Consider the following 26,444-nt stretch of genomic DNA (forward strand, 5'->3'; position numbering starts at 1 on the left):
CCGCTATTCCCCTGTTCCCTTACTTGGCGGGCGCGGGTGCCGGGGCAGGCGCTGCCGGAGACGGCGCGTTGAAATCGACCTTCGGCGCGGTGGAAATCGACTTCTCGTTCTCCACGGTGAAGTTGGCCTTTTCCTTGTAGCCGAACGCCATCGCCGTCAGGTTGTTCGGGAAGGTGCGGATGCCGACGTTATAGTCCTGCACCGCCTTGATATAGCGGTTGCGCGCCACCGCGATGCGGTTCTCGGTGCCTTCAAGCTGCGCAACCAGATCGCGGAACAACTGGTCGGACTTCAGCTGCGGATAGTTTTCCGTCACCACAAGAAGGCGCGACAGCGCACCGGTGAGTTCGCCCTGCGCCGCCTGGAATTTCTGCAAGGCCGCCGGATCGTTCAGCACTTCAGGAGTCACCTGCACGCCGCCAACCTTGGCGCGTGCATTGGTCACGCCGAGCAGCACATCCTTTTCCTGCTGCGCAAAGCCCTTAACGGAATTGACGAGGTTCGGCACCAGATCGGCGCGGCGCTGATACTGGTTCACGACTTCTGACCATGCCGACTTCACCGATTCATCGTTCTGCTGGATCGCATTGTATCCGCAATTGGTGAGGCTCAGCGACGCGAGCGCTGCAAGGACGGTCAAAATCTTGCGCATGAATATCTCCAGTAAAACGCCGAACGGCGGAAGAATGAGAGCAGGCGAACGACCCTAACGTGGCCGTGTGACGGCAAGCATACACGCCCTGTCTGCCCCGGTCATCTTGCCTCGCCTGTTCGTTTTTTAGCGACTTTGCTCTTGAACCATCGATGAACGAAACCGCTGTGTACGGATGAGGGATATTCGTATGATGGCCACAAAAATCTCATGCAACATGACTGCGTTGCGCGAGGTTTCACTGGAAATTGGCTGCGGCAGAGTACACAGTTCCAATTCGAAACCAACTCGACCCCGGAACAGCGACCATGACCGCCACTGCGATGACCTCATCCGAAACCGTGATCGACACCGGCACGGACGAACTTCTCTGCGAGATCCGCGACCGCGTCGCCGTCATCACGCTCAATCGCCCGCAGGCGCGCAATTCGCTTTCCGACAATCTGACACCGGCGCTTCGCCGCATGATCAAGCAGTGCGGCGAAGACCCGAATGTCGGCGCTCTTCTCATCACCGGCGCAGGCGACGCGTTCTGTGCCGGCGGCGACGTCAAGGGCATGGGCGGCAAGCCGGGTAGCAGCAATGCACCGGAGCTGACACTCGATCAGAAAATCGCACGCTTGCAGGAACGCCAGCGCACCCTGACCGGCGCACTGGTCAATGTCCGCAAGCCGACCATCGCGGCGCTGCCCGGCCCCGCCGCAGGCGCTGGACTGTCGCTGGCGCTGGCATGCGACCTGCGCATCGCCGCAGAGTCCGCTTTCGTCACCACGGCCTATGTGAAGATCGGGCTCAGCGGCGACTATGGCATGTCGTGGCTGCTCACCCGCCTCGTCGGCACGTCGCGCGCGCGCGAACTGATGTTCTTCGGTGAGAAGATCGATGCGAAGCGTTGCGAAGCGCTCGGCATCGTCAACCGCGTGGTGCCGGACGACAAGCTGCGTGAAGAGGCGTTTGCGTGGGCGAAGAAACTGGCCGAGGGACCAACCACCGCACTGCGTTTCCTGAAGGACAATCTCGACGAAGCGCTGATGAACGATTTTCTGACCTCGCTCGATCACGAAGCCGAGCGCATGGTGCGATCCGCGGGGACCGCCGATCACAAGGAAGCGGTGAAGGCCTTCGTCGAAAAGCGCAAGCCGGTGTTCAAGCGCAGCTAACTCGCGGGAAAATCAGACGCCCTCGAACTGCAACCGTGCGAGGCGCGCATAGAGACCGTTGGCCGCGACCAGCGAGGCGTGGGTGCCCTGCTCGACAATGCGGCCGTTCTCCATCACCAGAATGCGGTCGCAGGACAGCACGGTGGCGAGACGATGCGCGATCACCAGCGTGGTGCGATGCTTCATCAGCTCTTCCAAAGCGGTCTGCACCAGCGTCTCGCTCTCGGCGTCGAGCGACGACGTCGCCTCATCGAGCAGCAACAGCGGCGCATCGCGCAGGATCGCGCGCGCAATCGCAATCCGCTGGCGCTGGCCGCCGGAGAGTGTCACACCACGCTCGCCGAGTTGCGTGTCGAAGCCGAGTGGCAGACGGGTAATGAACTCGGTGGCATGAGCCAGATCGGCGGCGCGCGCGACTTCCGCATCGCTGGCGTCGGGACGGCCGAACCGGATGTTCTCGCGGGCGCTGGTGGCGAACACAGCGGAATCCTGCGGCACCAGCGCAATGCGCGACCGCACAGCGGACGGATCGGCTTCGCGGACCGGCACGCCATCGACCGAGATCACGCCAGAGGCAGGATCGTAGAACCGCAACAGCAGATGAAACAGCGTGCTCTTGCCGGCGCCTGACGGTCCGACCACCGCAACCTTCTCGCCGGCCTTCACCGCGAACGACACGCCATCGACTGCGAGATGATCCGGCCGTGTCGGATAGGAAAACCGGACATTGTCGAACATTACGTCACCGCGCGGCGGCATCGGCAGCGCGCGCGGGTTCGCAGGCGCGGCGATGTCCGGCTTGATGCGCAGGATTTCGAACAGCCGCTCGGACGCGCCGGAGGCTTGCGAGATCTCACCCCACACCTGGCTGAGTTCGCCGAGCGCGCCGGCTGCGAACGCCGCATAGAGAATGAACTGGCCGAGACGCCCGGCGCTGATCTGGTTGGTCAGCACGTCATGCGAGCCGATCCACAGGATCGCCACGACGCTGGCGAAGATCAGGAAGATCACGGTGGCCGTGAGAAATGCGCGGGCGCGTGTCGAGTTGCGCGCCGCGACGTAGGCCCGCTCGACTTCGCCGCCGAACCGCGCTTCCGCGAGGCGCTCATTGGTAAAGGCCTGCAGCGTGCGGATCGCGCCGATCAGTTCAGAAGCATAGGACGAGGCGTCTGCCAGCGTGTCCTGCGCGCCGCGCGACAGTTTCTGCACGCGGCGTCCGAAGGCGACCAGCGGCAGCACGATCAGCGGGATCACCGCAAGCACGATGCCGGATAGCTTGGGGCTCGTGACCACCATCATCGCGGATGCGCCGACGAACAGCACGAGATTGCGCAGCGCGATCGAGACCGACGCGCCGACCGCCGACTTGATCTGCGTGGTGTCGGCGGTCAGGCGCGAGACCAGTTCGCCACTATGCGCGGTGTCGAAGAACGACGGCGACAGCGACGTGAGATGTTTGAACACATCGCGGCGCAGATCGGCGACGATGCGCTCGCCCAGCGTGATGACGAGATAGTAGCGCGAGGCACTGGCGCAGGCGAGCACCGCCACCACCGCGATCATCACCGCGAAGTAGCTGTTGATCAGCGCGATGCCCTCGGGGCTGAAGCCGAAATCGATCATGCGGCGCACGGCGAGCGGCACCACCAGCGTCGCGGCGGATGCGATGATCAGCGCCACCAGCGCCGCGAGAGCCTGCCCGCGATAACGCGCCACGTAAGGCGCCAGCGCCAGCAGCGGACGCAGTTTCACGCCGCGGGATTTCTTCGGCGCCGGTTCGGGCGCGTCCGGCGAAGGCCCGGTGGCATTGGCAGAGACCCCTTTGACGGCGGCCACCTCACGCGCCAGCGCGGATGGCAACCTCGGGTCTTCAACGCGTTCCACTGCACTCATTCTTCGGCCGCCGTGTTGCTTTCAGGCCCTCCAATAGGCCCCCAATAAGGGGCTGGCAAATGACGTCGCTGCTTGTTTCCGGGCCGTTCCTGCGGTATAGAGCGCCCAAATTCGTCCCGAACATCATTGATCTGTGGGCGCGCGGCGCCAGAGGATTTGCCATGAAAGCCGAAATTCACCCGGATTATCATACAATTAAGGTCGTCATGACCGACGGGACCGAGTACCTGACCCGCTCGACCTACGGCAAGGAAGGCGACACGCTGAACCTCGACATTGACTCAAAGTCGCACCCGGCCTGGACCGGCGGCACCCAGCAGATCCTCGATCGCGGCGGCCGCGTTTCGCGCTTCCAGAAGAAGTTTTCGGGCTTCCTCAAGAAGGACTGATCCTTCTCAGGTTTCCGGCCATCGATACAAAAACGCCCCCGCTTTCGCAGGGGCGTTTTTTGTTTCTGGCTGAACGCTTACCGCCGCTCGAATGCAGCCTTCAGCATGTTCATTTGCGGCACCAGCGGATTGCCGATCGCCAGATGCTCGGAGGCCGGCGTGTGGATTGTCGCATCCAGCCGGCGCACCTTCGATTGCAGCGCCATCGAGCGCGTGACGAGTTCCTGCAAGCGTGCCGGCAGCTTGGAAACGATATCTTCCGGACCGGGATCGGCGGCGGTCAGCTTGACCTTGGTCTTCTCCCGATTGGCCTGGTGCAGCGTCATCTCACCTTCCTTGACTGCGCGATGCAGCAACAGCCAGGACGCCAACTGCATGAGCCGCGTGGTCAGCCGCATGCTTTCGGTGGCATAGCTCAGGCTCACGGAGCGCTCGAGCGCCTTCGCCTCGGTGCGACCCGGTCCGTCCAGATAGGCCGCGGTCTCCTCGACGAGATCCATGCCTTCCCTGAACAAGGTCCCGAAGGCTGGTGAATTTGTGATCCGCTCGCTCAAGAGAACGAGATCGGCTTCGCCCTGGTCGGACATGGTTAACGCCTCACGCTGCTGGTTCGCTGATTTTTTTATGATGAACAAATCATTGCGCGCCCGGGACGGAGAGTCCAGCCACGCTGCGTAACAATGAGGAGATATGGTTTCCAGCGGGATGCCGGGCGCAGGAAAAGGGCCCCGGCCAAAGTATAGAAAGCCCGGCAAAAAAAGAGCCGCCGTTTCCGGCGGCTTTTGAAAGTTGATAACAGGGAGGCGTCAAACAGAGTGACAGGAGCCACTCGGTGTCCAAACAAGGACAATTGCAGTCATAATCCCGAAAGCTTAATACGTCGTAAATGAACGGTTCTTTTTACGGTTCCTTTGCAATTGTCCCGGAACTGCGTTCACGAATTCACGACTTGAAGAAGGCGTTGGCGGCGTCGCGGCTGGCGCGTTTCTTCGCGGCATCAGCTTTCAGCCGCTCGATCTCGGCTGTGAGTGCTGCGATGCGATCTTCGATATCCTCGAACGACAACAGCGACAGATCCTGCCCCAGTTCGTGGGTGACTTTCTTCCTCGGCTTGTCGTCGTCATCGCTGGCCATGCTTCCCTCCTCACGTTCACCCGATTATAGCTGACATCTTTCCTTCCCCGCCCATCCGCCGCAAGGACACATCATGGACAAGCTGCCCGCACAAATGACCGCCATCGCGATTTCCAAACCCGGCGGACCCGAGGTGCTCGTGCCTGAACAGCGGCCGGTGCCGAAGCCGGGACCGAATGAAATTCTCATCAAGGTTGAAGCGGCGGGCGTCAATCGGCCCGACGTGTTGCAGCGCATGGGACTGTATCCCGTGCCTCCCGGCGCGAGCGATCTTCCGGGCCTCGAAGTCGCAGGCGAAGTGGTCGCGCTCGGCGAGGGCGTCACCAAGCGCAAGATCGGCGACAAGGTGATGTCGCTGGTCGCAGGCGGCGGTTACGCCGAATACTGCCTCACCCATGAGAGCCACGCGATGTCGGTGCCGAAAGGGTTTTCGATGACCGAGGCCGGCGCAGTCGCCGAGACGCTGATGACGGTCTGGCACAATGTGTTCGAGCGCGGCGGATTGAAGCCGGGCGAAACGCTGCTGATCCACGGCGGCTCATCCGGCATCGGCACCATGGCGATCCAGATGGCGAAGGCGCACGGCGCGAAAGTGTTCGTCACCGTCGGCGGACAGGACAAGGTCGATGCGTGCCTCAAGCTCGGCGCGGATGCCGCGATCAACTACAAGACCGAGGATTTCGTCGCCAGGACGAAGGCGCTGACCGACGGCGTCGGCGTCGACGTCATCCTCGACATGGTCGGCGGCGATTACATCGACCGCAACTATGAAGCCGCGGCCGTCGAAGGCCGGATTGTCCAGATCGCATTCCTCGGCGGCTCGAAGGCGACGCCGAACTTCGCCAAGCTGATGATGAAGCGGCTGCACCATACGGGCTCGACGCTGCGCCCGCGCACTGTCGCGGACAAGGCGGCGATGGTCAGCGCAATTGAGGCCAAGGCGATGCCCTGGCTCGCCAGCGGCCGCGTCAAACCCCTGATGGACAGCACATTCCCGCTGAAAGAGGCCTCAAAAGCCCATGCGCGGATGGAATCCAGCCAACATATTGGCAAAATTGTGCTGACGGTTTAAGGCCGGGGAACCCATCGAAACCCTTTGATTTGCTTCATATTCGTGGCATTTATCGCGTTCCTACCGGCGGGTCTCGTGAGCCCCGCTGGTCCCCACGCGGAGAGCTGACTTTGCGCTCGATCAGAGGCTTCGCGCTGCTGCAAGTGCTCCACAATCGAAGTTCGCTTCGGGCCGCAGCGCTCTCATTTTTGCTGAGCTTGATCCTGTTCGCCGCCGTTCAGCCGGCGCATGCGCTCGACGCGATCAGCGTCCGCAGCGACGCGCCGGCGATCGACCTGACCGGCGTGCTTGAATTCCAGCGCAGCGACACCGACCGTATCCAGGTTTCCACCGCGCCCGGCACCGACGGCATCGTCCGCCGCATCGAGGTGCGTGCGCGCGAAGGCGGCCAGAACTGGATTGTGTTCGCGCTCACCAACAACACCGACGATCAGCTCGATCGTCTGATTGTCGTGCCCCATTACCGCATCGTGTCGTCGGGATTGCTCTGGCCCGATCTCGGCCTGTCGCGCATCGCCTCGATCACGCCGTCGACCGGCGACCGCCCCGAGCGTCAGGAGAACCCGACTGCGGACGTCTTCCGCATCACCCTCGACCCCGGCGCGGTCATCACCTTCGTCGCCGAACTGCGCACCGACAAGATTCCGCAGCTCTATCTCTGGGAGCCGGAAGCCTACAAGGACAAGGTCAACTCGTTCACCCTCTATCAGGGCATCGTCATCGGGATTTCCGGATTGCTGGCGCTGGTGCTGACCATCCTGTTCGTGGTCAAGGGCAGCATCATGTTCCCGGCCGCGGCGGCGCTGGCTTGGGCGGTGCTGGTCTACATCGGCGTCGACTTCGGATTCTGGGGCAAGGTGTTCGACATGTCGGCCGGCGCGGAGCGCGTCTGGCGCGCGTCCGGCGAGGCCATGCTGGCGGCGACGCTGCTGGTGTTCCTGTTCGCCTATCTCAACCTCTCGCGATGGCATGTGCGCTATTCGCACATCACCATGGGCTGGCTGCTGTTCCTCGGCGCACTGGTCGCGCTCGCCTTGTTCGATCCCGCCGTCGCATCCGGCATCGCGCGCATCTCGCTGGCGCTGATCGCGGTGTTTGGCTTTGCGCTGATCGTCTATCTCTCGACCCACGGCTTCGACCGCGCGGTGCTGCTGATCCCGACCTGGTTCCTGCTGATGGTCTGGGTCGCCGCCGCCGGCATGACCATCGCCGGCGCGGTCACCAACGACATCGTCGGACCTGCACTGCTCGGCGGCCTTGTGCTGATCGTGATGCTGATCGGCTTCACGGTGATGCAGCATGCCTTCGCAGGCGGCGGCGCGACCAGCGGCGTCGTCTCCGACGTGGAGCGCCGCGCGCTGGCGCTGACCGGCTCCGGCGACCTGATCTGGGACTGGGACGTGTCGGCGGACAAGGTCTTCACCAGCCCCGAAACCGAAGTGCTGCTCGGCCTCAAACGCGGCACGCTGGAAGGCCCCGCCGCCAAATGGCTCGAGGTGCTGCATCCGCTCGATCAGGATCGCTTCCGTGCTGCGCTGGACAGCGTGCTCGATCAGCGCCGCGGGCGTCTGGTGCAGGACTTCCGGCTGCGCACGCCCGACGGACACTTCATGTGGTTCGCGCTGAAGGCGCGCCCGGTGGTCGGCTCCGACGGAGAAGTCTCGCGCGTGGTCGGCACGCTGACCGACGTCACCGACATCAAGAATTCGGAAGAACGTCTGCTCCACGATTCGGTGCACGACAATCTCACCGGCCTGCCGAACCGGCAACTCTTCATCGATCGCCTCGGCGCGGTGTCGATGTTCGCCAAGACTACGCCGAACCTGCGTCCCACCGTGATGGTGATCGACCTCGACCGCTTCAAGCAGGTCAACGATTCCGTCGGCATCGCTGTCGGCGACTCGATCCTGCTGACACTGGCGCGCCGTCTCGCGCGCATTCTCAAGCCGCAGGACACGCTGGCGCGTCTGGCCGGCGACCAGTTCGGCCTGATCCTGACCTCGGAGCACGAGCCGACGCGGATCACCGCGTTCGCCGAAACCATCCGCAAGACGATCCGGGCCCCGATCGCATTCGACGGCCGCGAGATTTTCCTTACCGCATCGATCGGCCTCGCGCTGAGCGATCCGCAGGTCCCGCTGACCGAGGAGATCATCAAGGACGCCGAGCTGGCGATGTATCATTCCAAGCGTATCGGCGGCGACCGCATCGACGTCTACAAGCCCGCCATGCGCGCCCGTAAGACCGACCGTCTCGCGCTGGAATCCGAACTGCGCCGCGCCATCGAGCGCCAGGAAATCACCATTCTCTATCAGCCCATCGTGCGGCTGGAAGACCGCAGCATCGCGGGCTTCGAGGCGCTGGCGCGCTGGGATCATCCCAAACTCGGCCGGATGTCGCCGTCGGAGTTCATTTCGATCGCGGAAGAAATCGGCCTGATCGTCGAGCTCGGTCTGTTCGTGATGGACACGACGGCGAAGCAGCTTGCGATCTGGCAGCGCACCGTGCGCTCGCGCCAGCCGATCTTCGCCAGCGTCAATGTCTCGTCTCGGCAACTGCTCCGTCACGATCTGATCCATGACGTGCGCGGCGTGATGTCACGCTCCGCCGTGGCGCGCGGCTCGCTCAAGCTGGAATTGACCGAGTCGCTGGTGATGGAAAATCCCGAGCACGCCGCGCAGATGCTGCACCGGATCAAGGAACTCGGCGTCGGCCTGTCGCTGGACGACTTCGGCACCGGTCACTCGTCGCTGGCCTATCTGCAACGCTTCCCGTTCGACACCATCAAGATCGACCAGTCGTTCGTGCGCACCTCCAGCCGCGGCGCGCGGCCGGTGCTGCTCAAGTCGATCATTGCGCTGGCGCACGATCTCGACATGGAAGTCGTGGCCGAGGGTGCGGAAACCGATTCCGACGCCGTCGAGCTGTTCCAGCTCGGCTGCGAATATGCGCAGGGCTTTGCCTTCGGCGAGCCGATGGACGCCGACGCCAGCCTCCGCCTGCTGACCGGCGAAAAGGTTCAGCAGCCACGCAACCGCCGGCAAAGCATCCGCAACATCACGACGCCGACACCGCCACCCGCGGCAACGACAGCGCCTGCTGCCATGCCCGGACCCGAAACGGCGTAAAAGGGTTTTTGCGCTTAGGCGTGTCCGGCTTCGTTCGACAACATCGCCAGATCGATGCCGATCTTTTCGAGCGCGCGCTGATACTTGTCCTCGGCGTCGGGCCCGAAAATCAGATCGGGATCGGCGGGACAGTGCAGCCAGCCGTTGTGCTGGATCTCGTTCTCTAACTGGCCGGGCGCCCAGCCGGCATAGCCCAGCGCCAGAATGGCATGCTTGGGTCCGGCGCCGGCCGCGATGGCTTTCAGGATGTCGAGGGTGGCCGTGAGGCAGATTCCGTCGTCGATCGGCAGCGTCGCATCCTTGATGAAGAAGTCGCTCGAATGAAGCACGAAGCCGCGGCCGGTATCGACCGGGCCGCCTTTCAGCACCTTCATCTCCTCGGCGCTGCCGGGCAGCTTGATCTGATCGGCCTTGTTGATGATGTCGAGCTGCACCAGCAGTTGCGGGAAGTCGATGCTGCCGGCCGGGCGGTTGACGATGATGCCCATGGCGCCTTCAGATGAATGGGCGCACAGATAGATGACCGAGCGGGCAAAGCGCTCATCGTCCATTACTGGCATGGCGATCAGCAACTGACCGTCGAGATAACCGGCGCCCGACATCTCGCCTTCGGCCAGGATCTGGCCACCGGCAGTCTTTTCGGTCTTATTGCGCGTGGCCTTCATCGCAACGACTCTCGTACTGTCCATCCATCCTGATATTGGGTGCCAGTTCTGTCAATCAAGCGGCGCAGCGCGGTTGCAGCATGCTGCATTTGGTCGCGAAAAAGACCGGATCACAGGCAATTCAATGGTTCACAGGGATACCACCCTGTAAGGACGTCTGATGACACTCTTGGTTCCCGTTCGTACAGTCTCCAGCATTGCCTTCGCCGCAATTGCCTGCCTCGCTCCGGTGCACGCGCGCGCGGATGACGCCTCGCCCTGGATCAAGGACACCTACTCGGCGGTCCGGCTGATTGCCGGTTCGCGCAGCGGCAACGTGCTGCTCGGCGGCATCGGCTTCCAGCTGCAACCGGGATGGAAAACCTACTGGCGCACGCCGGGAGATTCCGGCGTGCCGCCGCGGATCGATTTTTCGAAGTCCGACAACATCGACTCCGTCAAAATTCTCTGGCCGGTACCGATGAAATTCCCCGACGGCGCCGGAGGAATCTCATTCGGCTATAATAACCAGTTGCTGCTGCCGCTGCGGATCATTGCAAAGAGTCCTGACAAGCCGGTGACGCTGCGTGCGTCGATCAGCTACGCGGTGTGCGAAAAAATCTGCATCCCGGTCGAGGCAAATGCCGAGCTTGCATTTGTCAGCGTCGCCAGCACCGAAGACAGCGCCATCGCCGCGGCGCTCGAAACCGTCCCGAAGCCAGCCAAGATCGGCGACGCGACGCCGATCGCGATCCGCGGCGTCCGGCGCGACGGCAAGCTGGTGCTGGTCGACGTGGCTCTGGACGAGAAGAATGCAACCCATAAGGACAAAGAGGTCCAGCTCTTTGCCGAAGGCCCGACCCCGGACTGGGCGTTGCCGGTCCCCAAGCTCATCCAGCGCGAGGCGGACGGCGTCCTGCGCTTCGCCTTCGAACTCGACGGGCTTCCTCCGGGCGCGACTGCCGACGGCGCGATCCTGAAGCTCACGGTCGCCGGACCTGGCGGCGCCTATGAGGTGAACGCCGCCGTGCCGCCCAAGACGGATTGAGATCGCACCGCAGCAAGCCGCCGGCCGGCAAATTGCGCGTCTCCCATTCGCAAAACCGGTTCACACCTTTGCGGAAACCGCGCTATGACACTGCACCGATTTCACGGAGAGCACCGATGACCATTAAAGTTGGCGACAAGCTGCCCGAGTCCAAGTTTCGCGTCATGACCGCGGAAGGTCCGCAGGTCAAAACCACCGATGACATTTTCAAGGGCAAGAAGGTCGCACTGTTCGCCGTCCCCGGCGCCTACACCGGCACCTGCCACAAGATGCACATGCCAAGCATTTTCCTGAACGCCTATGCCCTGAAGGCCAAGGGCGTCGACACCATCGCCGTCGTGTCGGTCAACGACGCCTTCGTCATGAGCGCCTGGAAGCGCGACACCGACCAGCGCGACGAGGCGACTTTTCTTGCGGACGGCAACGCCGACTTCACCAAGGCGATCGGAATGGAGCTGGACGCTTCCGGCAACGGACTCGGCATCCGCTCCAAGCGCTATTCGATGCTGGTGGAAGACGGCACGGTGAAGATTTTCAATCTCGAGACGAACCCCGGCAAGGTGGAAGTGTCCGGCGGCGACACCCTGCTGTCGCAGCTTTGAGCCAAGCGTCTTTCCCCGAGAGCCGAAACACACGAGATGTCGTCCCCGCGAAAGCGGGGACCCATACTCCCTAAGCGGGCTATCAGGATCCTGTCTTCGATAACCTTCGGTGGTTATGGGTCCCCGCTTTCGCGGGGACGACGCCGGGAAAAACTACACTTCCCTTGACCCTCAACGATTTTCCGCCAGCCCATCGCGCGCGAGCTGATCGGCACGCTCGTTCTCGGCGTGACCGGCATGGCCCTTGATCCAGTGCCAGCGAACCGTGTGAGCCTTCAGCGCCGCATCGAGCCGCTGCCACAGATCTGCATTCTTGACCGGCTTCTTGTCCGCGGTCTTCCAGCCGTTGCGCTTCCAGTTGTGAATCCACTGCGTGATGCCCTGACGGACATACTGGCTGTCGGTGGTGAGATCGACCAGCGCCGGCTTCTTCAGCGCTTCAAGCGCCGAGATCGCCGCCATCAACTCCATGCGGTTGTTGGTGGATGGATTTTCGCCGCCCTTCAATTCCTTTTCGACGTCGCCGAACCGCAGGATCGCGCCCCAGCCGCCCGGCCCCGGATTCCCGGAGCATGCGCCGTCGGTGAAGATCGTGACATGCGGAAGTTTTGCGTCGCTCACGCCACCATCCCGGACTGCTCGACGCCGTAGTCGCGCATGCTCTTCACGCTCTGGTGGAAGCGCAGCTTGCGGACATATTCCAGCGGATCCTTCGGCCTGACCAGCGCGCCGGGCGGCACGTTGAGCCAGTCCACCAGCCGCGTCAGCAGGAAGCGCATCGCGGCGCCCCGCGCCAGCAGCGGCAGCGCGTCCTGCTCTTCGGCGGAGAGCTTGCGCTCGCGGGCATAGGCATTGAGGAACGCCCGCGCCTTGGTGACGTTGAACGAGTGATCGGGCTCGAAACACCACGCATTCACGCAAATCGCGACATCGTAGGCGAGCATGTCGTTGCAGGCAAAGTAGAAGTCGATCAGTCCCGACAGCTTGTCGCCGAGGAAAAACACGTTGTCGGGAAACAGATCGGCGTGGATCACGCCGCGCGGCAACGCACTCGGCCACGCGCCTTCAAGAAAATCCAGTTCGGCGCGCAGAAAATCGCGCAGCCCGCTTTGCACGCTGTCGGCGCGTTCGGCCGCCTGATCGAACAGCGGACGCCAGCCGGACACCGACAGGGAATTGCCGCGCGACATTTTGAAATCCGCGCCGGCCAGATGCATCTTCGCCAGCGCCGCACCCACACCCGCGCAATGCGTTGCATTCGGCCTGCGTGGCCACACGCCTTCCAGAAAGGTGATGATCGCAGCCGGGCGACCGGCGAGCATGCCCAGCGCTTCACCCTGCTGATTCACGACAGGCTGCGGGCAAGTGATGTTGTGGGACGCAAGATGGCCCATCAGCCCGAGAAAGAACGGCAGATCGCCCTTGGCGACCCGCTTCTCGTACAGCGTCAGAATGAAAGAGCCGCCACTGGTGTGCAGAAGATAGTTGGAATTCTCCACGCCCTCGGCGATGCCCTTGTAGGAGAGCAGGTCGCCTATTCCGTAAGGGACGAGAAAATCCGCAAGCTCTTCGGCGGTGACGTCGGTGTAAACCGCCATCTAGTGTCCCGATTCCGAAGTTCGCATGTGTTTGCAGTACCCCTTAATGCGAACTTCGGAATCAAAGGGACACTAGGATGATCATGATTCCGGTGCGGCTTTGGATTTGAAGTTCCTAAACGGACCCGCGGCCAATTGATAGGAACTTCAAATCCGCCACACCGAGAGGTTTACTCCGCCGCGTCGTTCCGCAGCGGGCGCGGCAGCGGGAAGAATTCGTTCTCCATCGCCGCCGACACGGTTTCCACCTTCAGATGATAGTGGGCCGCGAACGCATCCATGATTTCTTCGACGATCACTTCCGGCGCCGAGGCACCTGCAGTAATTCCAAGGGTCTTGATGCCTTCGAACTTCGACCAGTCGAGTTCGGACGCGCGCTGCACCAGCACGGAGACCTTGCAGCCTTCGCGCTCGGCGACTTCGCGCAGGCGCTGCGAGTTCGAGGAATTCGGCGAGCCGACCACGATCATGGCTTCGACCTGCGGCGCGACCTTCTTCACCGCGAGCTGGCGGTTGGTGGTGGCGTAGCAGATGTCTTCCTTGTGCGGGCCGTCGATGTCCGGGAATCGTTCCTTGAGCACGGCAACGATTTCCGCGGTGTCGTCGATCGACAGCGTCGTCTGCGTCACGAAGGCGAGCTTGGAAGCATCCTTCGGCTGGAAGGTCCGCGCCGCGTCCATGGTCTCGATCAGGACGACCGCGCCCTTCGGCAACTGGCCCAGCGTGCCGACCACTTCCGGATGACCGGCATGGCCGATCAGAATGATTTCACGGCCGCGCTTGAAATGGATCGCCGCCTCGCGATGAACCTTGGTCACCAGAGGGCAGGTCGCATCAAGGGTGAAGAAATTGCGCTTGTCGGCCTCGTTCGGAATGGCCTTCGGCACACCATGGGCGGAAAACACCACCGGGGCATTGGTCTGCGGAATCTCGTCCAGTTCCGCGACAAAAATCGCGCCCTTTTCACGCAGGCTTTCCACCACATAGCGGTTATGCACGATTTCGTGACGGACATAGACCGGTGCGCCATAGAGCTTCAGCGCGCGTTCCACCGTATCGATGGCCCGGACCACCCCGGCGCAAAAGCCTCGGGGGGAACAAAGCACGACTGAAAGCTGCGGTTTTTGAGCGTCAGGGGTCATTTTGAGCCGGAATCAAGGGTTTTCGGAACCAATAAAGGGGACTTGGGGCTGCCTTCCCCGTTCTGTCAAGGGCGATCAAAACCATTGAATGGTCCGCCCTCGGCAGACTATATAGGGACGAATTCCCGTCATCACCGATGACCAGACGGCTTTACCCCCCAAAAATCTGGCGGGCGAAGCGTAAAGGAGATTTGCCATGAGCAATGCACCGCTGATGCCGAAGGCGACTGCCGTGTGGCTGGTTGATAACACCGCGCTGACGTTCGACCAGGTGGCCGAGTTCACCAAGATGCATCCGCTCGAAATCCGCGCCATCGCCGACGGCGACGCCGCGCAAGGCATCAAGGGCATGGACCCGATTTCGACCGGCCAGCTTTCCCGCGAGGAGATCGAGCGCGGCGAAGCCGACCCGGACTATCGGCTGAAACTCGGCGAGTCCAAGGTAATCCTGCCTGAGGCCAAGAAGAAGAAGGGCCCGCGCTACACGCCGGTCTCGCGCCGCCACGAACGGCCGAGCGCGATCCTGTGGCTGGTGCGCAATCATCCGGAACTCAAAGACAGCCAGATCATGCGCCTCGTCGGCACCACCAAGACGACAATCGCCAGCGTTCGCGACCGCACCCACTGGAACGCCTCGACTCTGACGCCGATGGACCCTGTGACCCTCGGCCTGTGCTCGCAGATCGAACTCGATTTCGAGGTGCAGCGCGCGGCCAAGGAAAAGCCCGCAGCCACGCAGTATGGCGGCGCGACCCTGCTGCCGGCCTCCGAAACCACCCGCAAGGACGCCGAGCACGAGGCTGCCACCACCACCGAGAAGCAGCGCGACGACATGAATGTCGACGCCGTGTTCGCCAAGCTGAAGACCATCGGCGGCAAGAAGGCCGAAGACGAATAAGTTTTTCGGGATCATGCCTCTATTAAATGGGCATGATCTTTCCGAAAACCGGCTTCCACTTTTCGGGATCATGCCCCAGACGGGGCATGTCCTAACCGCCGGATGAGTGGTATAGGAGTGTGATGCGCAACCGTGTCACGCTCCTTTTTCTTGTCGCGGCCCTGACCGCCCTCGGCTCCGCCTTCAGCGGCCCACCGGCGCGCGCCGAGAAGGTTGTCGATCCCAGCACGGTTGCGCCGGAGTTTCGCGAGGCTGCCGAAAAGCGCCGTGCCGAGCAGGTCAAGCTGATCGAATGCAACAACGCCGCGAAGATCGCGAAAATTCAGAAGCGCGAACTGCCACAATTTGTCGCCGAGTGCTTCGACAAGCCCGCTGACAAGCCGTAACCGGCTCGCACCCCACAAGCACATTCGTCGCCCCCGCGAACAATTTCGTCGTCCCCGCGAAAGCGGGGACCCAGACTCTCTGACTTTTCGATCGATCCGAAATAGCGGCATCGACTCTTCGCGGACAAAAACTCGTTCGGTGATTATGGATCCCCGCCTTCGCGGGGATGACATCGAATGTTTGGCCGCATTCAATCTTCAGATGCCAACAACTTTACATGCCGACACGATCTCGCGGCGCGATTCAACGCGTCCGAGATGTGACGTGCTCCGCGCAAATGCGCGAAGGCGATGGAGCCTCGGGAGGCGCCGGGGTGCTTGCGAGACACCCGTAAGGCGAACCTTGCGATCGGCCCGCCTGCGCGGTCTTGCGAGGACCGCGCGCGCCAAATGACTTTGGCGCTGCGCCTCCCGGCGCTCCACCGTCGTCACTTCGCGAGCCGTTCCGAATGGCGATCAATCAGCCGGAACAGCGATAGGATTATATTCCGTATATCGTGATATAGTCAAGCCGGGGCCACCTGCGTCTTTGACTATCGTCATCCGCCTTCAGCAGGTAGGTTTCGATATTCAGACAAGACCCGTTTTTCGCGCCGCACGGCAAGGCATTTGATGCAATACGATATCGAGGCCGACTGGCATTTGCTGTACACCTGCAACTACCGTTGCGGTTACTGCTTTTTTTCATCTGACGTGCTCGGCCAGAAATTACAGACTTACGCATCGCCGCAGCAATGGCAGTCGGCTTTCGATGCCACGGGTTATACTTGGCTGCTGCACCTCACCGGGGGTGAACCGAGCATCTATCCTTCGTTCACCGACTTATGCGAAGCGCTGACCAAACGGCATTTCATTTCGCTCAATTCCAATCTCAGCCGGCCGTTTCAATCTTTCGCGGAGCGTATCGATCCGGCCCGCGTCAGCTTCATCAATTCGGGATTTCATTTCGAGGAGCGCGAGCACAGGTCCGACAATTCCGCCTTTTTCCGGAACGTGGAGCTGCTTCGATCAAGAGGCTTCCCGGTTCTGGTGTCGATCGTCGCCAGCCCAAGCACACTCGCGCGCTTTCAGGAAGCGAGCGACCTTCTCGCGCAGATCGGGATTGTCCCCATCCCCAAAGTGATGCGAGGAGCCTACAACGGTCAGGTTTTCCCCGAAGCGTACACAGAGCCCGATCGGGAAAGGTTTCGCAGGTTCGCGGCCCTGGCGCGCGACTTTTATGAGCCCTCGCTGGCGAACGCAGCGGAGCGGCCGAGTATCGACATGTTCAGGGATGACGATCTGCTTTATGGCGAGCCATCGTTCGCCGGGCAGTCCTGCGAAGCGGGACGCCGGTTCGTGAAACTGGAACCGACGGGAGAGATCATCCGCTGCGGCGGGCCGACGGTCTATGGAAATATTCTCGCCGGCACATTCAAACGCGCGCGCGGGCCGAAACCTTGCAACACGCAGGCTTGCGTCTATTTCTGCCAGAAATATGCAAAACCGGGTGCGCCGCGCCCACGCAGCTTCGCTCCCGAATTTCTCACCCGGTTTTCGGATTTTATCGGCGCGACCGGAAAACCAAATTAAGTTCGGCTTTGTAAAGCTGCTTCAGGAGCAAATCCCTACTTCCCCGCTCCGTCCTTCGCAGCTTTCCTTGCATCGGCGATCGCGAGCTTGAACTGCTCCGCGGTCAGGCCGCCGGGGATGCGGAACGTCCCGACAATGAAGACGGGCGTGCCGCGGAAGCCGAACGCCTGCGCCTGCTCGCTGTTGCGCTTGAGCAGCGCATCGATCGAAGCCTTGTTTGTTGCGAGATCAGCCTTCGCCTTGGCGACATCAACGCCGGCCTGTGTCAGCGTTTCGTCGATGGCGGCTTCGGTCAGGCGGCCGACCTTGACGATCAGCGCGCGGTGCGCGGCCTCATACTTGTTCTGATACTTCGCAGCCAGCACCAGACGCGCGGCATATCCCGACGGATCGCCGAGAATCGGCCAGTCCTTCAGCACCAGCCGCACATTCTTGTCGTCGCTGATCACCTGATCGAGCACCGGCGAAATCTTCTTGCAGTAGGGGCACTGGTAATCGAAATACTCGACGATGGTGATGTCGCCCTTCGGATTTCCGAGCACCGGATTGTCGGGATCGCGCAGCACCGCATCCTTGCTCAGCACTTCGGAGGCACCGCCCTGCTCCTGCGCCGGCGCGGTTTGCGCGGACTCGAAGGCCAGGAACGTCAGCACGAGCATTGCGGCGGCAAGGCCGGGAATATATCGCTTTGCGAAACTCTTCATGTTCAACTTTCAAAACGCGCGCAGGATCACGCCTTCTTGAGAAATTCAGTGCGCAGCACGAGGCCCTTGATCCTGTCGGTGCGGCCTTCGATCTCGCCGTCATTGTCGGTGAGATGAATGTTCTTCACCACGGTGCCGCGCTTGACGCCGCTGGATGAGCCTGTCACCTTCAGATCCTTGATGACGACGACGGTGTCGCCCTCTTTCAGTTCGTTGCCGTTGCTGTCCCTGACCGCCATGACTTTTCCTTGGTGAAGCGCGGCATCATGCGGCGCGGCTGGTGTCCCATATCCGGCGTTTGCTTCTCAGAACCGGATCGCCGTGCAGCCTTAGCGCGGATTATTGAGCATGTCTTCCGCGAGATTGCGATGGGAACGCTCGATCCGCGAATTGCCCGACGCGCGGCTGCTCTGGACGTCGCGGTTCTTGCGGCAGGCCACATAGGCCGGCGATCCCGGCTCCCCTTCTGCCCGGCAGAGCGCGTCATCATCCACGGTGGCCTGTGGCGCGGTATTGCGCTCGAACTGGGCGCAGCCTCCCAGCAGAAACGCGGCGGCGGCGAAAGCGAGCAGATAGGCTGGTTTTGTTGCGGGCATCCGCGATCCTGTTGTTGCCGGCGCAGCCGGATTTGGCCGCGACCTTCGGTCCGGAATGCGCGATTTACAAGCCCACAATGGCGCCCTCGCGGCAGAAACGGCACATCAGACCGGAATTATCCGAGTTCGATGTCGCCATCGACCGTAAAGGAGAGCGCGACCCCGCCCACCGTGAGCACCATTTTGGCGGGCAGCTTTTCATCGCCCTTCAGGCGCCCGGCGGCGACCGCATCGCGGACCGCCTTTTCGATCTCACGCTGTGAGGTGACGCCGACCTGCTTGAGAAACTTCCGCACACTGGTGTTGAAGACGTCTTCGTTCATTGTCGTCTCCTGTTACGTTCGGCCCTGCAGCGCCGACTTGATTTCGTCCAGCACCGCCGGGTCTTCGATGGTCGCGGGCATGGTCCACGGTTCGTGATCGGCGATCTTCTTGATGGTGCCGCGCAGGATTTTTCCCGAGCGGGTTTTCGGCAGCCGCGCCACAGTGATCGCGAGTTTGAATGCTGCGACGGGACCGATCTTCTCACGCACCAGCGCAACGATTTCCTTCTCGATCTCGGCGACGGGGCGCGTCACACCGGCCTTGAGCACGAGGAAGCCGCACGGCACCTCGCCCTTCACCGAGTCCTTGATTCCAAGCACGGCGCATTCGGCGACATCGGGATGCGAGGCCAGCACCTCTTCCATGCCGCCGGTGGAGAGACGATGTCCCGCGACATTGATGATGTCGTCGGTGCGGCCCATCACGAAGATATAGCCGTCCTCGTCCTTGTATCCGGCGTCGGAGGTTTTGTAGTAGCCGGGGAATTCCGTGAAATAGGCTTCCTTGCAGCGCTCGTCCTGCTGCCACAGCGTCGGCAGGTTGCCGGGCGGCAGCGGCAGCTTGATCACGATCGAGCCCATGGTGTTCGGCGGCAGCGGCTTCGCGGCCTCGTCCACGACATCGACCTGATAGCCGGGCATCGGCACCGTCGGCGAACCATGCTTCACCGGCAGCGTGCCGAGGCCGACGGGATTGCCGGCGATGCACCAGCCGGTTTCCGTCTGCCACCAGTGATCGATCACCGGCACCTTCAACTGCTGCTCGGCCCACTCGACCGTCGGCGGATCGGCGCGCTCACCGGCCAGAAACAGCGTGCGGAATTTCGACAGGTCATACTTGCGGATGAAGTCGCCGCTCGGATCGTCCTTCTTGATGGCGCGGAATGCCGTCGGTGCGGTGAAGAACGCAACCGCATTGTGCTGCGAGATCACGCGCCAGAATGCGCCGGCATCCGGCGTGCCGACCGGCTTGCCTTCGTACATGATCGAGGTCGCGCCATGAAACAGCGGTGCGTAGATGATGTAGCTGTGTCCGACCACCCAGCCGATGTCGGAGCCGCACCACCACACCTCGCCCGGCTTCACGCCGTAGAGATTGAACATCGACCATTTCAACGCGACCAGATGCCCGCCATTGTCGCGCACAACGCCTTTCGGCTTTCCGGTCGTGCCCGATGTGTAGAGAATGTACAGCGGATCGGTCGCCAGCGCCGGGACACAGGGAGCGGCCTTCTTCGCCTTGATCGCAGCCTCGCGCAGTTCGTTCCAGTCATGATCGCGGCCGGGGATCAGATCGCAGGTTTGCTGCGGACGTTGCAGGATGATGCAGGCCTGCGGCTTCACGCTTGAGAGGTTAATCGCCTCATCGAGCAGCGGCTTGTACTTGACGATACGGCCCGGCTCGAGGCCGCAGCTCGCGGACAGAATGAGCTTCGGCTCGGCGTCCTCGATGCGCGTCGCAAGTTCCTTCGCCGCGAACCCGCCGAACACCACGGAGTGAATCGCGCCGATGCGCGCGCAGGCCAGCATCGCCACCATCGCCTGCGGCACCATCGGCATGTAGAGAATGACGCGGTCGCCCTTGACGACGCCGAAATTCTGCATCACGGCGGCGAGCGTCTGCACTTCATGCAGCAGCTCCGCGTAGGTGAATTTGGTGACAGTATCGGTTAGCGGCGAGTCGTGAATCAGCGCAAGCTGATTGGCGCGCCCGCCCGCGACATGACGATCCAGCGCGTTGTAGCAGGTGTTGACCACGCCGCCCGCGAACCAGCGGCCGTAAAGCCCCATCGAAGGATCGAAGACCTTTTTCGCCGGCTCGATCCAGTCGATCTCGCGCGCAGCCTCGGCCCAGAAGCCTTCCGGATCGCGCAGCGAACGCGCATGAACTTCAGCGTAGCGGCTGTTGGATATGGCACTCATTTACGATCACTCCTGGACGCCAAATTGTAGCGGACTTTTCTTGTTGTCGGCACCAGCATTGTCAGCCTGATGCCACAAGTTCAAGCGGCAACGGCTGCGACATTGTGCTGAGGGCCTTGCAGAAAACCTACTTCCTGGCGGGCTCCTTCAGCGGCATCTGCGCGCCGAGGCGCTCGATCTCGCTGAACAGGCTTTTCCGGTTGGCCCGCGCGGCCTGATAGTCCGGCTTGAGCTTGAGCGCGGCATCGAAATCCGACAGCGCGCGGCGGCGGTCGCCCTTGGCCCGCCAGGCCATGCCGCGGCTGTTGAGCGCCTCGGCAAACGCCGGATCGGCCTTCAGCGCCGCATCGTAGTCGGCGATGGCGCGCTCAAACTCGCCCTTGATGTTGAAATCGTCACCGCGCGCGAGAAGCGTCTTTGCATCCAGCGCCTTTGTGACCTGATCCGGCTTGCACACGCTCATGGTCGTAACGGCAGTGCCGATCGGACGGCCGAGAATGGCGGACAGATCCTGACAAGCCCCGTCGCGGCAGACCCGCCACTCGCCCGCCAGTCCGGAATTTCCCAGCGCGACTTCAGGCAGGATCGGGAGCTGCGGCTTCCAGCGAAACCAGCCATCGGCCAGCCGCGCCTCGGGCGGCGGCTCCATGCCCGCACCCGAGCCCTTGACGCGGGCCTCGATGATTTCGAGTCCCTGCGGCGTGACGCGCCAGTCCTCCTGCCAGTCGATCTTTTCGACCGAATGGGTCCACGACAGTGTGAAGGCCGCCACCGCCAGCGACTTCACGACGCCCGCGGTGGCAAGACACAGACTCACATCATCACCTCAGAGGAGGTTCTCAAGCAGCTATCGGGGCCGGCACAGGCTTCTTGCGCCACTGCCAGATCACCGCGCCGATCGCGATCGCAAAGCCGACCCAGTCACTGTACTGGAATTCACCCAGCAGACACAGAGCTGCGATGAACGACACCACGCGCTCGGCCACCGTCATCCGCGTGAACAGGAAGCCGATGGCGACCATCCCGAACAGACCGATGGCGACAACCGCCTTGACGAAGGCATAGGCCACCGCGCCGTAGAAGCCGAGCTGCGCCTGCATCGGATCGCCGTTCTGCAACATGAGCGCGGGCGAATAGACCGCAATGAACGGGATCACGTAGCCGGCGAGCGCGATGCGCATCGCTTCCCAGCCGATCTTGTCGGGATTCTCTTTCGCAATCGGCGCAGCAGCCAGCGCCGCTAGCGCAACCGGCGGCGAGAGATCCGCCATGATGCCGTAGTAGAACGCGAACATGTGGCTGATGATCAGCGGCACGCCAAGCTTGGCGAGCGCAGGCGCCGCCAATGCAGCGACGATGATGTAGGTCGGGATCGTCGGAATGCCGGTGCCGAGCAGGATCGACAGCAGCATGGTCATGATCAGCGCGAGGAATAGGCTTTTCTCGCCGAGACCGATCACCCAGCTTCCGAAAATGGTGCCGACGCCGGTCTGGGTCATCATGCCGATGATAGTGCCGACGATGGCGCAGGCCATGCCGACCGTGAGTGCCGACTTGGCGCTGTCCGCCAGCGAGTCCCGGCAGGCTGCGAGCGTCGCACGGCCGCCCTGCGTGAGTGCGGCGATGAGAACAAGCACGCCGACGATGCCCGCGACATAACGGATGTCGACCGAGCTGCCGTTGCGGAACAGCGATCCCGCGACCAATGCAAGGCCAATCCAGAAGACATAGCGCAGCGCGATGTTGGAAAAGCCGAGCACAATGCTGGCGCCAAGGATCAGCGCCACCGTCAGCGCGAGGCCCATGCTGCCTGCGTACAGCGGCGTGAAGCCCTCGAACAGCATGAACACCAGAGCAGCCAGCGGCAACACCAGGAACCAGCCATTGGTCAGCGCCTTGATCGCGCTCGGGATCTCGTCCTTCTTCATGCCGGTGAGGCCGTACTTGCCGGCCTCGAGATGCACCATCCAGAACGCCGAGGCGAAGTAGAGAATCGCCGGAATGACGGCGGCCTTCACGATCACCGAGTAGTCGACGCCCAGCGTTTCCGCCATGATGAAGGCGACCGCGCCCATCACCGGCGGCATGATCTGGCCGCCCATCGACGCGGTGGCTTCGACGCCCGCCGCGAACGCGCGGCGATAGCCGAACTTGATCATCAGCGGAATCGTGAACTGGCCGACGGTGACCACGTTGGCGACACCGGAGCCGGAGATTGTGCCCATCATGCCGGAGGCGACCACGGCCACCTTCGCCGGACCGCCGCGCGTGCCGCCGAACATGCCGAGCGACACGTCGGTGAACAGCTTGATCATGCCGGCGCGCTCGAGGAACGAGCCGAACAGAATGAAGAGGAAGATGTAGGTCGCCGACACATAGATCGGCACGCCGTAGAAGCCTTCGGTGCCGTAGGACAGATGAGTGACGACCTGGTCGAAGTCATAGCCGCGGTGATTGAGCGGCGCAGGCAGATACTGCCCGAAGAACCAGTAGAGCAGACACGCGCCGCACATCAACGGCAGCGCCAGACCCATCATGCGCCGCACGCCCTCGAAGATCAGGACAGCGAGCACGGTGCCGACCACGAGATCGAGCCGGGTCGGATCGCCGTCGCGCTGGATCAGTTCGGCGTAGAACAGATACTGATAGAGGCCGCAGAAAAATCCGACGCCGCCGATGATCCATCCCACGGCGCGCTGGAAATTGGTCCTGGCGGTGAAGTTGGCGATCAGACCGAATGTCAGCAGCAGCAGGAAGCCGACATGGATTCCGCGCACCGCCTGGCTGGGCAGGAAATTCCACGCCGCGATGATGAGCTGGAACACCGCGAACGCAATTCCGATCACGTAGGCCAGATGGCCCCACATCCCCGGACCGAAACCTTCGGGAAATCCATGCTCGAAATTGTCGAGTTCGACTTTGACTTTTTCTTCGGTGCCGTGCTCGTGCAACATCTTGAATCCCCGCGCCTTACAGAGTCTCAGCCCATATATCCCAACTCGTCATTGCGAGCGAAGCGAAGCAATCCATTCGAGGTAAAAGCTGGATTGCTTCGTCGCTCACGCTCCTCGCAATGACGAAAACACGGATTGCCGGGTCAAGCCCGGCAATGACATCTTTTGAATAACCGCGAGCAACAGTCGTTGCCGGACCAGACCTTACTTGATCAGGCCCTTTTCCTTGTAATAGCGGATCGCGCCCGGATGCAGCGGCGCCGGGCTGCCGGTCGCCGCGGTTTCCAGCTTGATGTCCTTGCCGGCGACATGCGAGTTCGCCAGTTCCGGCAGCGACTCGAAGATCAGCTTGGTCATCTGGTAGGCGAGATCGTCTGACACGGCCGAGCTGGTGACGAGATAGTTCACCACGGCTGCCGTCGGCACGTCTTCCTTCTGGCCGGTATAGGTTCCGGCCGGAATGACGACGGAGACGAACGGAGGCCCGATCTTGTCGACAACGGCCTTCGGCACCGAAACCACGTTGATTTCGGTCGAGCTCGACAGATCTTTCAGCGATGCGACGCCAAGGCCCGCCGACTGCAGCGTGGCGTTGAGCTGACGGTTCTTCATCAGGTCGACCGACTCGGCGAACGGCAGATACTCGACCTTGCCGAGATCCTTGTAGCTCAGGTCCGCCGCCTTCAGGATCGCGCGCGCGTTGAGTTCCGTGCCGGATTTCGGCGCGCCGACCGACAGCGTCTTGCCCTTGAGGTCGGCGAGCGTCTTGATACCGCTGTCGGCGGTCGCCACAATCTGGATGTAGTTCGGATAGATCGCACCGATGGTGCGCAGCTTCTCCAGCTTCTTCTTGAAGCCCGCCTCCTCGTCGCCGTCGACCGCCGCCTTCAGCGAGTCGCCGAGGGTGAACGCGAGTTCGCCGCGGCCCTGCTCGATCAGGTTGAGATTCTCGACCGACGCCTTGGTGGCCTGCACCTGCGTCTTCACGCCGGAAATCTTGTCGCCATAGATTTTTCCGATGGCGACGCCGAGCGGATAATAAACGCCGGAGGTGCCGCCGGTCAGAATGTTGATGAATTGCTGGGCATGAGCGGCAGGAGCGGACAGCGCGGTTACAGAAAGAACAGCGGCCGCAAGGACAGTCTTTTTCATTCCATCTTCCTTTTTGAATTTCGCGGGAAAGTGGACGGATGAGCGGTCGCGGTCAACCCGCTGAAGAGCGGAAGTGGCGCGTTCTGCCTCGCAGTTAGACGTAGGTATGAGGAACCGGCTGGGCGGCCGTTCGTGCGCCTGAACAACCGTCACACAAATTTGCTGCATTGCGAAAAATCGCGACGCTCGCAGACTCCTCTCCAACCGTCGCACAATAGGCAACGCGCCGAGCTTGCTCTAGAACCTTGTGCGTTGGCCGGCCAGCGGCGATCAAAGAACAAGACCCGCACAGCGGGTTAAATCGGGAGACTTTATTGATATGACGAAACGACCTGCTTCCGCGCACCTCACCCGCCGCACGGTTCTTGCCGGCGCCGCAGCGCTGGGCGCGACACCGTTCCTGAGCCGCGCCTCGAAGGCCGCCGCCTGGCCGGACCGCCCGGTCAAGTTCGTCGTGCCGTTCGCCGCCGGCGGCACCACCGATATTCTGGGACGTCTCGTTGCGCAGAAGCTTTCGGAAGACTACGGCCAGCAGTTCATCGTCGAGAACAAGCCGGGCGCGGGCGGCAACATCGCCGCCGATTTCGTCGCGAAGGCCGAGCCCGATGGCTACACCTTCATTGTCGGCACGCCCGGCACCCACGCGATCAACAAGTATGTTCAGAAGAACATGCCCTACGATCCGATCAAGGACATCCAGCCGGTCACCATCATCGCCCGCGTTCCGAATCTGATGTCGGTCAATCCGGAGGTGCCTGCGAAAACGGTCGCGGAATTCATCGCGCTTGCGAAATCGAAGCCGGGGCAGTTGTTCTACGGCACCCCCGGCCTCGGCAGCACGGCACATCTTGCCACCGAACTGTTCAAGTCGATGACCGGCATCGACATCGTGCATGTCCCTTATAAGGGCAGCGCACCGGCGCTCACCGATCTGGTGGCCGGCCGCGTCCATGTCATGATCGACAACCTGCCGGCGGTTCTGCCCTTCGCAGAAAACAACAATGTGCGCGCGCTGGCCATCAGCACCGCGGAACGCTGGCCGCTGCTCCCCAACATCCCCTCGATCGGCGAAACCGTGAAGGGCTACGACGCGGCCGCCTGGTTCACCGTGGCCGCCCCGGCGAAGGTGTCGAAGGACATCGTGATGAAGCTCAACGCGAGCATCATCAAGTACATCAAGTCGCCCGACGGCATCGACCGTATCCGCAAGCTCGGCGGCGAACCGATCGGCAACACGCCGGAGGAAATGCAGGCGTTCGTCATCGCGGAGACAGAGAAGTGGGGCAAAGTCGCCGAGTTCGCGAAGATCAAGCCTGAGTAATCGCTGTGCCCTGACGCCGTGGCAGGTTTTGATCCGCTGCGGCGTCGGGGAACATTCCCGTCGGCAACACCAGTGATCCGGTTCTGACATTCGTTTCACATCTTTCGCACACACATTTACGAATGTCAGAACCAAAGGATCACTGGAATCATC

26 protein-coding genes are annotated in these 26,444 nt (G+C 62.1%); 10 read left to right on the plus strand and 16 right to left on the minus strand.

Annotated features, from left to right (window positions below):
* Window positions 1–19: 19 nt before the first annotated feature.
* Window positions 20–652, minus strand: a complete 633-nt coding sequence (locus tag HMPREF9695_RS20465; protein WP_006022807.1) for a LemA family protein — start codon at window positions 650–652, stop codon at window positions 20–22.
* A gap of 308 nt (window positions 653–960) precedes the next feature.
* Here HMPREF9695_RS20465 and HMPREF9695_RS20470 point away from each other — a divergent pair, with 308 nt between their 5' ends.
* Entirely contained in the window at window positions 961–1,812 is an 852-nt protein-coding gene (locus tag HMPREF9695_RS20470; protein WP_006022808.1) for an enoyl-CoA hydratase, read from the plus strand.
* 12 nt (window positions 1,813–1,824) lie between these two features.
* Here HMPREF9695_RS20470 and HMPREF9695_RS20475 read toward each other — a convergent pair whose 3' ends face one another.
* Window positions 1,825–3,705 carry an ABC transporter ATP-binding protein/permease gene (locus HMPREF9695_RS20475; RefSeq protein ID WP_006022809.1) on the minus strand — a complete coding sequence of 627 codons (1,881 nt, stop codon included), beginning with the start codon at window positions 3,703–3,705 and terminating at the stop codon, window positions 1,825–1,827.
* A 161-nt stretch (window positions 3,706–3,866) separates the two neighbouring features.
* Between HMPREF9695_RS20475 and rpmE the strand changes: the two genes are divergently transcribed.
* A complete protein-coding gene (rpmE, locus tag HMPREF9695_RS20480) occupies window positions 3,867–4,094 on the plus strand; it encodes a 50S ribosomal protein L31 (RefSeq protein WP_002717151.1) in 228 nt (75 codons plus the stop codon).
* Window positions 4,095–4,171: 77 nt separating this feature from the next.
* On the opposite strand, the gene rcdA is transcribed toward rpmE, so the two are convergent.
* Together rcdA and HMPREF9695_RS20490 are read right to left on the minus strand one after the other, a co-directional pair.
* A complete protein-coding gene (gene rcdA, locus HMPREF9695_RS20485; protein ID WP_006022811.1) occupies window positions 4,172–4,681 on the minus strand; it encodes a protease adaptor protein RcdA in 510 nt (169 codons plus the stop codon).
* Window positions 4,682–5,036: 355 nt separating this feature from the next.
* Window positions 5,037–5,228, minus strand: a complete 192-nt coding sequence (locus tag HMPREF9695_RS20490) for a DUF1192 domain-containing protein (RefSeq protein WP_006022812.1) — start codon at window positions 5,226–5,228, stop codon at window positions 5,037–5,039.
* A 73-nt stretch (window positions 5,229–5,301) separates the two neighbouring features.
* Here HMPREF9695_RS20490 and HMPREF9695_RS20495 point away from each other — a divergent pair, with 73 nt between their 5' ends.
* Window positions 5,302–6,300 (plus strand): NAD(P)H-quinone oxidoreductase, encoded by a 999-nt coding sequence (locus tag HMPREF9695_RS20495; protein WP_006022813.1) that lies wholly within the window; start codon window positions 5,302–5,304, stop codon window positions 6,298–6,300.
* 143 nt (window positions 6,301–6,443) lie between these two features.
* Window positions 6,444–9,428 (plus strand): sensor domain-containing phosphodiesterase, encoded by a 2,985-nt coding sequence (locus tag HMPREF9695_RS20500; protein ID WP_167540067.1) that lies wholly within the window; start codon window positions 6,444–6,446, stop codon window positions 9,426–9,428.
* 14 nt (window positions 9,429–9,442) lie between these two features.
* On the opposite strand, the gene HMPREF9695_RS20505 is transcribed toward HMPREF9695_RS20500, so the two are convergent.
* Window positions 9,443–10,030, minus strand: a complete 588-nt coding sequence (locus tag HMPREF9695_RS20505; RefSeq protein WP_245258809.1) for a YqgE/AlgH family protein — start codon at window positions 10,028–10,030, stop codon at window positions 9,443–9,445.
* Window positions 10,031–10,253: 223 nt separating this feature from the next.
* Here HMPREF9695_RS20505 and HMPREF9695_RS20510 point away from each other — a divergent pair, with 223 nt between their 5' ends.
* Entirely contained in the window at window positions 10,254–11,120 is an 867-nt protein-coding gene (locus HMPREF9695_RS20510) for a protein-disulfide reductase DsbD domain-containing protein (protein WP_006022816.1), read from the plus strand.
* Window positions 11,121–11,236: 116 nt separating this feature from the next.
* The gene (locus tag HMPREF9695_RS20515; RefSeq protein ID WP_006022817.1) at window positions 11,237–11,722 is read left to right on the plus strand and encodes a peroxiredoxin; all 486 of its coding nucleotides are present in this window, start codon (window positions 11,237–11,239) and stop codon (window positions 11,720–11,722) included.
* Window positions 11,723–11,893: 171 nt separating this feature from the next.
* Here the strand turns inward: HMPREF9695_RS20515 and rnhA are convergent, their stop codons facing one another.
* The 3 genes from rnhA to ispH form a co-directional block, all read right to left on the minus strand.
* Complete coding sequence (gene rnhA / locus HMPREF9695_RS20520) at window positions 11,894–12,343, minus strand: ribonuclease HI (protein ID WP_006022818.1); 450 nt, start codon at window positions 12,341–12,343, stop codon at window positions 11,894–11,896.
* Window positions 12,340–13,320 carry a homoserine kinase gene (locus HMPREF9695_RS20525; RefSeq protein WP_006022819.1) on the minus strand — a complete coding sequence of 327 codons (981 nt, stop codon included), beginning with the start codon at window positions 13,318–13,320 and terminating at the stop codon, window positions 12,340–12,342. Before HMPREF9695_RS20525 ends, rnhA begins: the two co-directional genes overlap by 4 nt.
* A gap of 170 nt (window positions 13,321–13,490) precedes the next feature.
* Window positions 13,491–14,462: a 4-hydroxy-3-methylbut-2-enyl diphosphate reductase gene (gene ispH, locus HMPREF9695_RS20530; protein WP_006022820.1), complete on the minus strand. Its 972-nt coding sequence runs from the start codon at window positions 14,460–14,462 to the stop codon at window positions 13,491–13,493.
* A 196-nt stretch (window positions 14,463–14,658) separates the two neighbouring features.
* Between ispH and HMPREF9695_RS20535 the strand changes: the two genes are divergently transcribed.
* The 3 genes from HMPREF9695_RS20535 (at window position 14,659) to HMPREF9695_RS20545 (ending at window position 17,318) form a co-directional block, all read left to right on the plus strand.
* On the plus strand, window positions 14,659–15,360 hold the full coding sequence (locus HMPREF9695_RS20535; protein WP_006022821.1) for a DUF1013 domain-containing protein: 702 nt from the start codon (window positions 14,659–14,661) through the stop codon (window positions 15,358–15,360).
* A 122-nt stretch (window positions 15,361–15,482) separates the two neighbouring features.
* On the plus strand, window positions 15,483–15,746 hold the full coding sequence (locus HMPREF9695_RS20540; RefSeq protein WP_006022822.1) for a hypothetical protein: 264 nt from the start codon (window positions 15,483–15,485) through the stop codon (window positions 15,744–15,746).
* Window positions 15,747–16,358: 612 nt separating this feature from the next.
* Window positions 16,359–17,318: a radical SAM protein gene (locus HMPREF9695_RS20545; RefSeq protein WP_006022823.1), complete on the plus strand. Its 960-nt coding sequence runs from the start codon at window positions 16,359–16,361 to the stop codon at window positions 17,316–17,318.
* A gap of 35 nt (window positions 17,319–17,353) precedes the next feature.
* Here HMPREF9695_RS20545 and HMPREF9695_RS20550 read toward each other — a convergent pair whose 3' ends face one another.
* The 8 genes from HMPREF9695_RS20550 to HMPREF9695_RS20585 all read right to left on the minus strand — a co-directional run bounded on the left by HMPREF9695_RS20550 (window position 17,354) and on the right by HMPREF9695_RS20585 (window position 24,970).
* On the minus strand, window positions 17,354–18,022 hold the full coding sequence (locus HMPREF9695_RS20550) for a DsbA family protein (protein WP_006022824.1): 669 nt from the start codon (window positions 18,020–18,022) through the stop codon (window positions 17,354–17,356).
* Window positions 18,023–18,048: 26 nt separating this feature from the next.
* Window positions 18,049–18,261 (minus strand): alkylphosphonate utilization protein, encoded by a 213-nt coding sequence (locus HMPREF9695_RS20555; RefSeq protein WP_006022825.1) that lies wholly within the window; start codon window positions 18,259–18,261, stop codon window positions 18,049–18,051.
* Between the two features lie 90 nt (window positions 18,262–18,351).
* Entirely contained in the window at window positions 18,352–18,618 is a 267-nt protein-coding gene (locus tag HMPREF9695_RS20560) for a hypothetical protein (RefSeq protein ID WP_006022826.1), read from the minus strand.
* A gap of 116 nt (window positions 18,619–18,734) precedes the next feature.
* The gene (locus HMPREF9695_RS20565; protein WP_006022827.1) at window positions 18,735–18,941 is read right to left on the minus strand and encodes a DUF6494 family protein; all 207 of its coding nucleotides are present in this window, start codon (window positions 18,939–18,941) and stop codon (window positions 18,735–18,737) included.
* A gap of 12 nt (window positions 18,942–18,953) precedes the next feature.
* A complete protein-coding gene (locus HMPREF9695_RS20570) occupies window positions 18,954–20,864 on the minus strand; it encodes a propionyl-CoA synthetase (RefSeq protein ID WP_006022828.1) in 1,911 nt (636 codons plus the stop codon).
* A 127-nt stretch (window positions 20,865–20,991) separates the two neighbouring features.
* Complete coding sequence (locus HMPREF9695_RS20575) at window positions 20,992–21,681, minus strand: DUF1850 domain-containing protein (protein WP_006022829.1); 690 nt, start codon at window positions 21,679–21,681, stop codon at window positions 20,992–20,994.
* A gap of 22 nt (window positions 21,682–21,703) precedes the next feature.
* Window positions 21,704–23,818, minus strand: a complete 2,115-nt coding sequence (locus tag HMPREF9695_RS20580; RefSeq protein WP_006022830.1) for a TRAP transporter permease — start codon at window positions 23,816–23,818, stop codon at window positions 21,704–21,706.
* Window positions 23,819–24,022: 204 nt separating this feature from the next.
* The gene (locus tag HMPREF9695_RS20585; protein WP_006022831.1) at window positions 24,023–24,970 is read right to left on the minus strand and encodes a TAXI family TRAP transporter solute-binding subunit; all 948 of its coding nucleotides are present in this window, start codon (window positions 24,968–24,970) and stop codon (window positions 24,023–24,025) included.
* 319 nt (window positions 24,971–25,289) lie between these two features.
* Between HMPREF9695_RS20585 and HMPREF9695_RS20590 the strand changes: the two genes are divergently transcribed.
* A complete protein-coding gene (locus HMPREF9695_RS20590) occupies window positions 25,290–26,291 on the plus strand; it encodes a Bug family tripartite tricarboxylate transporter substrate binding protein (RefSeq protein ID WP_006022832.1) in 1,002 nt (333 codons plus the stop codon).
* The last annotated feature ends 153 nt before the right edge of the window (window positions 26,292–26,444 follow it).

It is taken from the genome of Afipia broomeae ATCC 49717, assembly GCF_000314675.2.
Lineage (GTDB): Bacteria > Pseudomonadota > Alphaproteobacteria > Rhizobiales > Xanthobacteraceae > Afipia > Afipia broomeae.

Coding starts and splice junctions, on each gene's coding strand:
- HMPREF9695_RS20465 (WP_006022807.1), bottom strand. CDS start 652: ATGCGCAAGATTTTGACCGTCCTTGCAGCGCTCGCGTCGCTGAGCCTC.
- HMPREF9695_RS20470 (WP_006022808.1), top strand. CDS start 961: ATGACCGCCACTGCGATGACCTCATCCGAAACCGTGATCGACACCGGC.
- HMPREF9695_RS20475 (WP_006022809.1), bottom strand. CDS start 3,705: ATGAGTGCAGTGGAACGCGTTGAAGACCCGAGGTTGCCATCCGCGCTG.
- rpmE (WP_002717151.1), top strand. CDS start 3,867: ATGAAAGCCGAAATTCACCCGGATTATCATACAATTAAGGTCGTCATG.
- rcdA (WP_006022811.1), bottom strand. CDS start 4,681: ATGTCCGACCAGGGCGAAGCCGATCTCGTTCTCTTGAGCGAGCGGATC.
- HMPREF9695_RS20490 (WP_006022812.1), bottom strand. CDS start 5,228: ATGGCCAGCGATGACGACGACAAGCCGAGGAAGAAAGTCACCCACGAA.
- HMPREF9695_RS20495 (WP_006022813.1), top strand. CDS start 5,302: ATGGACAAGCTGCCCGCACAAATGACCGCCATCGCGATTTCCAAACCC.
- HMPREF9695_RS20505 (WP_245258809.1), bottom strand. CDS start 10,030: ATGTCGGGCGCCGGTTATCTCGACGGTCAGTTGCTGATCGCCATGCCA.
- HMPREF9695_RS20510 (WP_006022816.1), top strand. CDS start 10,254: ATGACACTCTTGGTTCCCGTTCGTACAGTCTCCAGCATTGCCTTCGCC.
- HMPREF9695_RS20515 (WP_006022817.1), top strand. CDS start 11,237: ATGACCATTAAAGTTGGCGACAAGCTGCCCGAGTCCAAGTTTCGCGTC.
- HMPREF9695_RS20525 (WP_006022819.1), bottom strand. CDS start 13,320: ATGGCGGTTTACACCGACGTCACCGCCGAAGAGCTTGCGGATTTTCTC.
- ispH (WP_006022820.1), bottom strand. CDS start 14,462: ATGACCCCTGACGCTCAAAAACCGCAGCTTTCAGTCGTGCTTTGTTCC.
- HMPREF9695_RS20535 (WP_006022821.1), top strand. CDS start 14,659: ATGAGCAATGCACCGCTGATGCCGAAGGCGACTGCCGTGTGGCTGGTT.
- HMPREF9695_RS20540 (WP_006022822.1), top strand. CDS start 15,483: ATGCGCAACCGTGTCACGCTCCTTTTTCTTGTCGCGGCCCTGACCGCC.
- HMPREF9695_RS20545 (WP_006022823.1), top strand. CDS start 16,359: ATGCAATACGATATCGAGGCCGACTGGCATTTGCTGTACACCTGCAAC.
- HMPREF9695_RS20550 (WP_006022824.1), bottom strand. CDS start 18,022: ATGAAGAGTTTCGCAAAGCGATATATTCCCGGCCTTGCCGCCGCAATG.
- HMPREF9695_RS20555 (WP_006022825.1), bottom strand. CDS start 18,261: ATGGCGGTCAGGGACAGCAACGGCAACGAACTGAAAGAGGGCGACACC.
- HMPREF9695_RS20560 (WP_006022826.1), bottom strand. CDS start 18,618: ATGCCCGCAACAAAACCAGCCTATCTGCTCGCTTTCGCCGCCGCCGCG.
- HMPREF9695_RS20565 (WP_006022827.1), bottom strand. CDS start 18,941: ATGAACGAAGACGTCTTCAACACCAGTGTGCGGAAGTTTCTCAAGCAG.
- HMPREF9695_RS20570 (WP_006022828.1), bottom strand. CDS start 20,864: ATGAGTGCCATATCCAACAGCCGCTACGCTGAAGTTCATGCGCGTTCG.
- HMPREF9695_RS20580 (WP_006022830.1), bottom strand. CDS start 23,818: ATGTTGCACGAGCACGGCACCGAAGAAAAAGTCAAAGTCGAACTCGAC.
- HMPREF9695_RS20585 (WP_006022831.1), bottom strand. CDS start 24,970: ATGAAAAAGACTGTCCTTGCGGCCGCTGTTCTTTCTGTAACCGCGCTG.
- HMPREF9695_RS20590 (WP_006022832.1), top strand. CDS start 25,290: ATGACGAAACGACCTGCTTCCGCGCACCTCACCCGCCGCACGGTTCTT.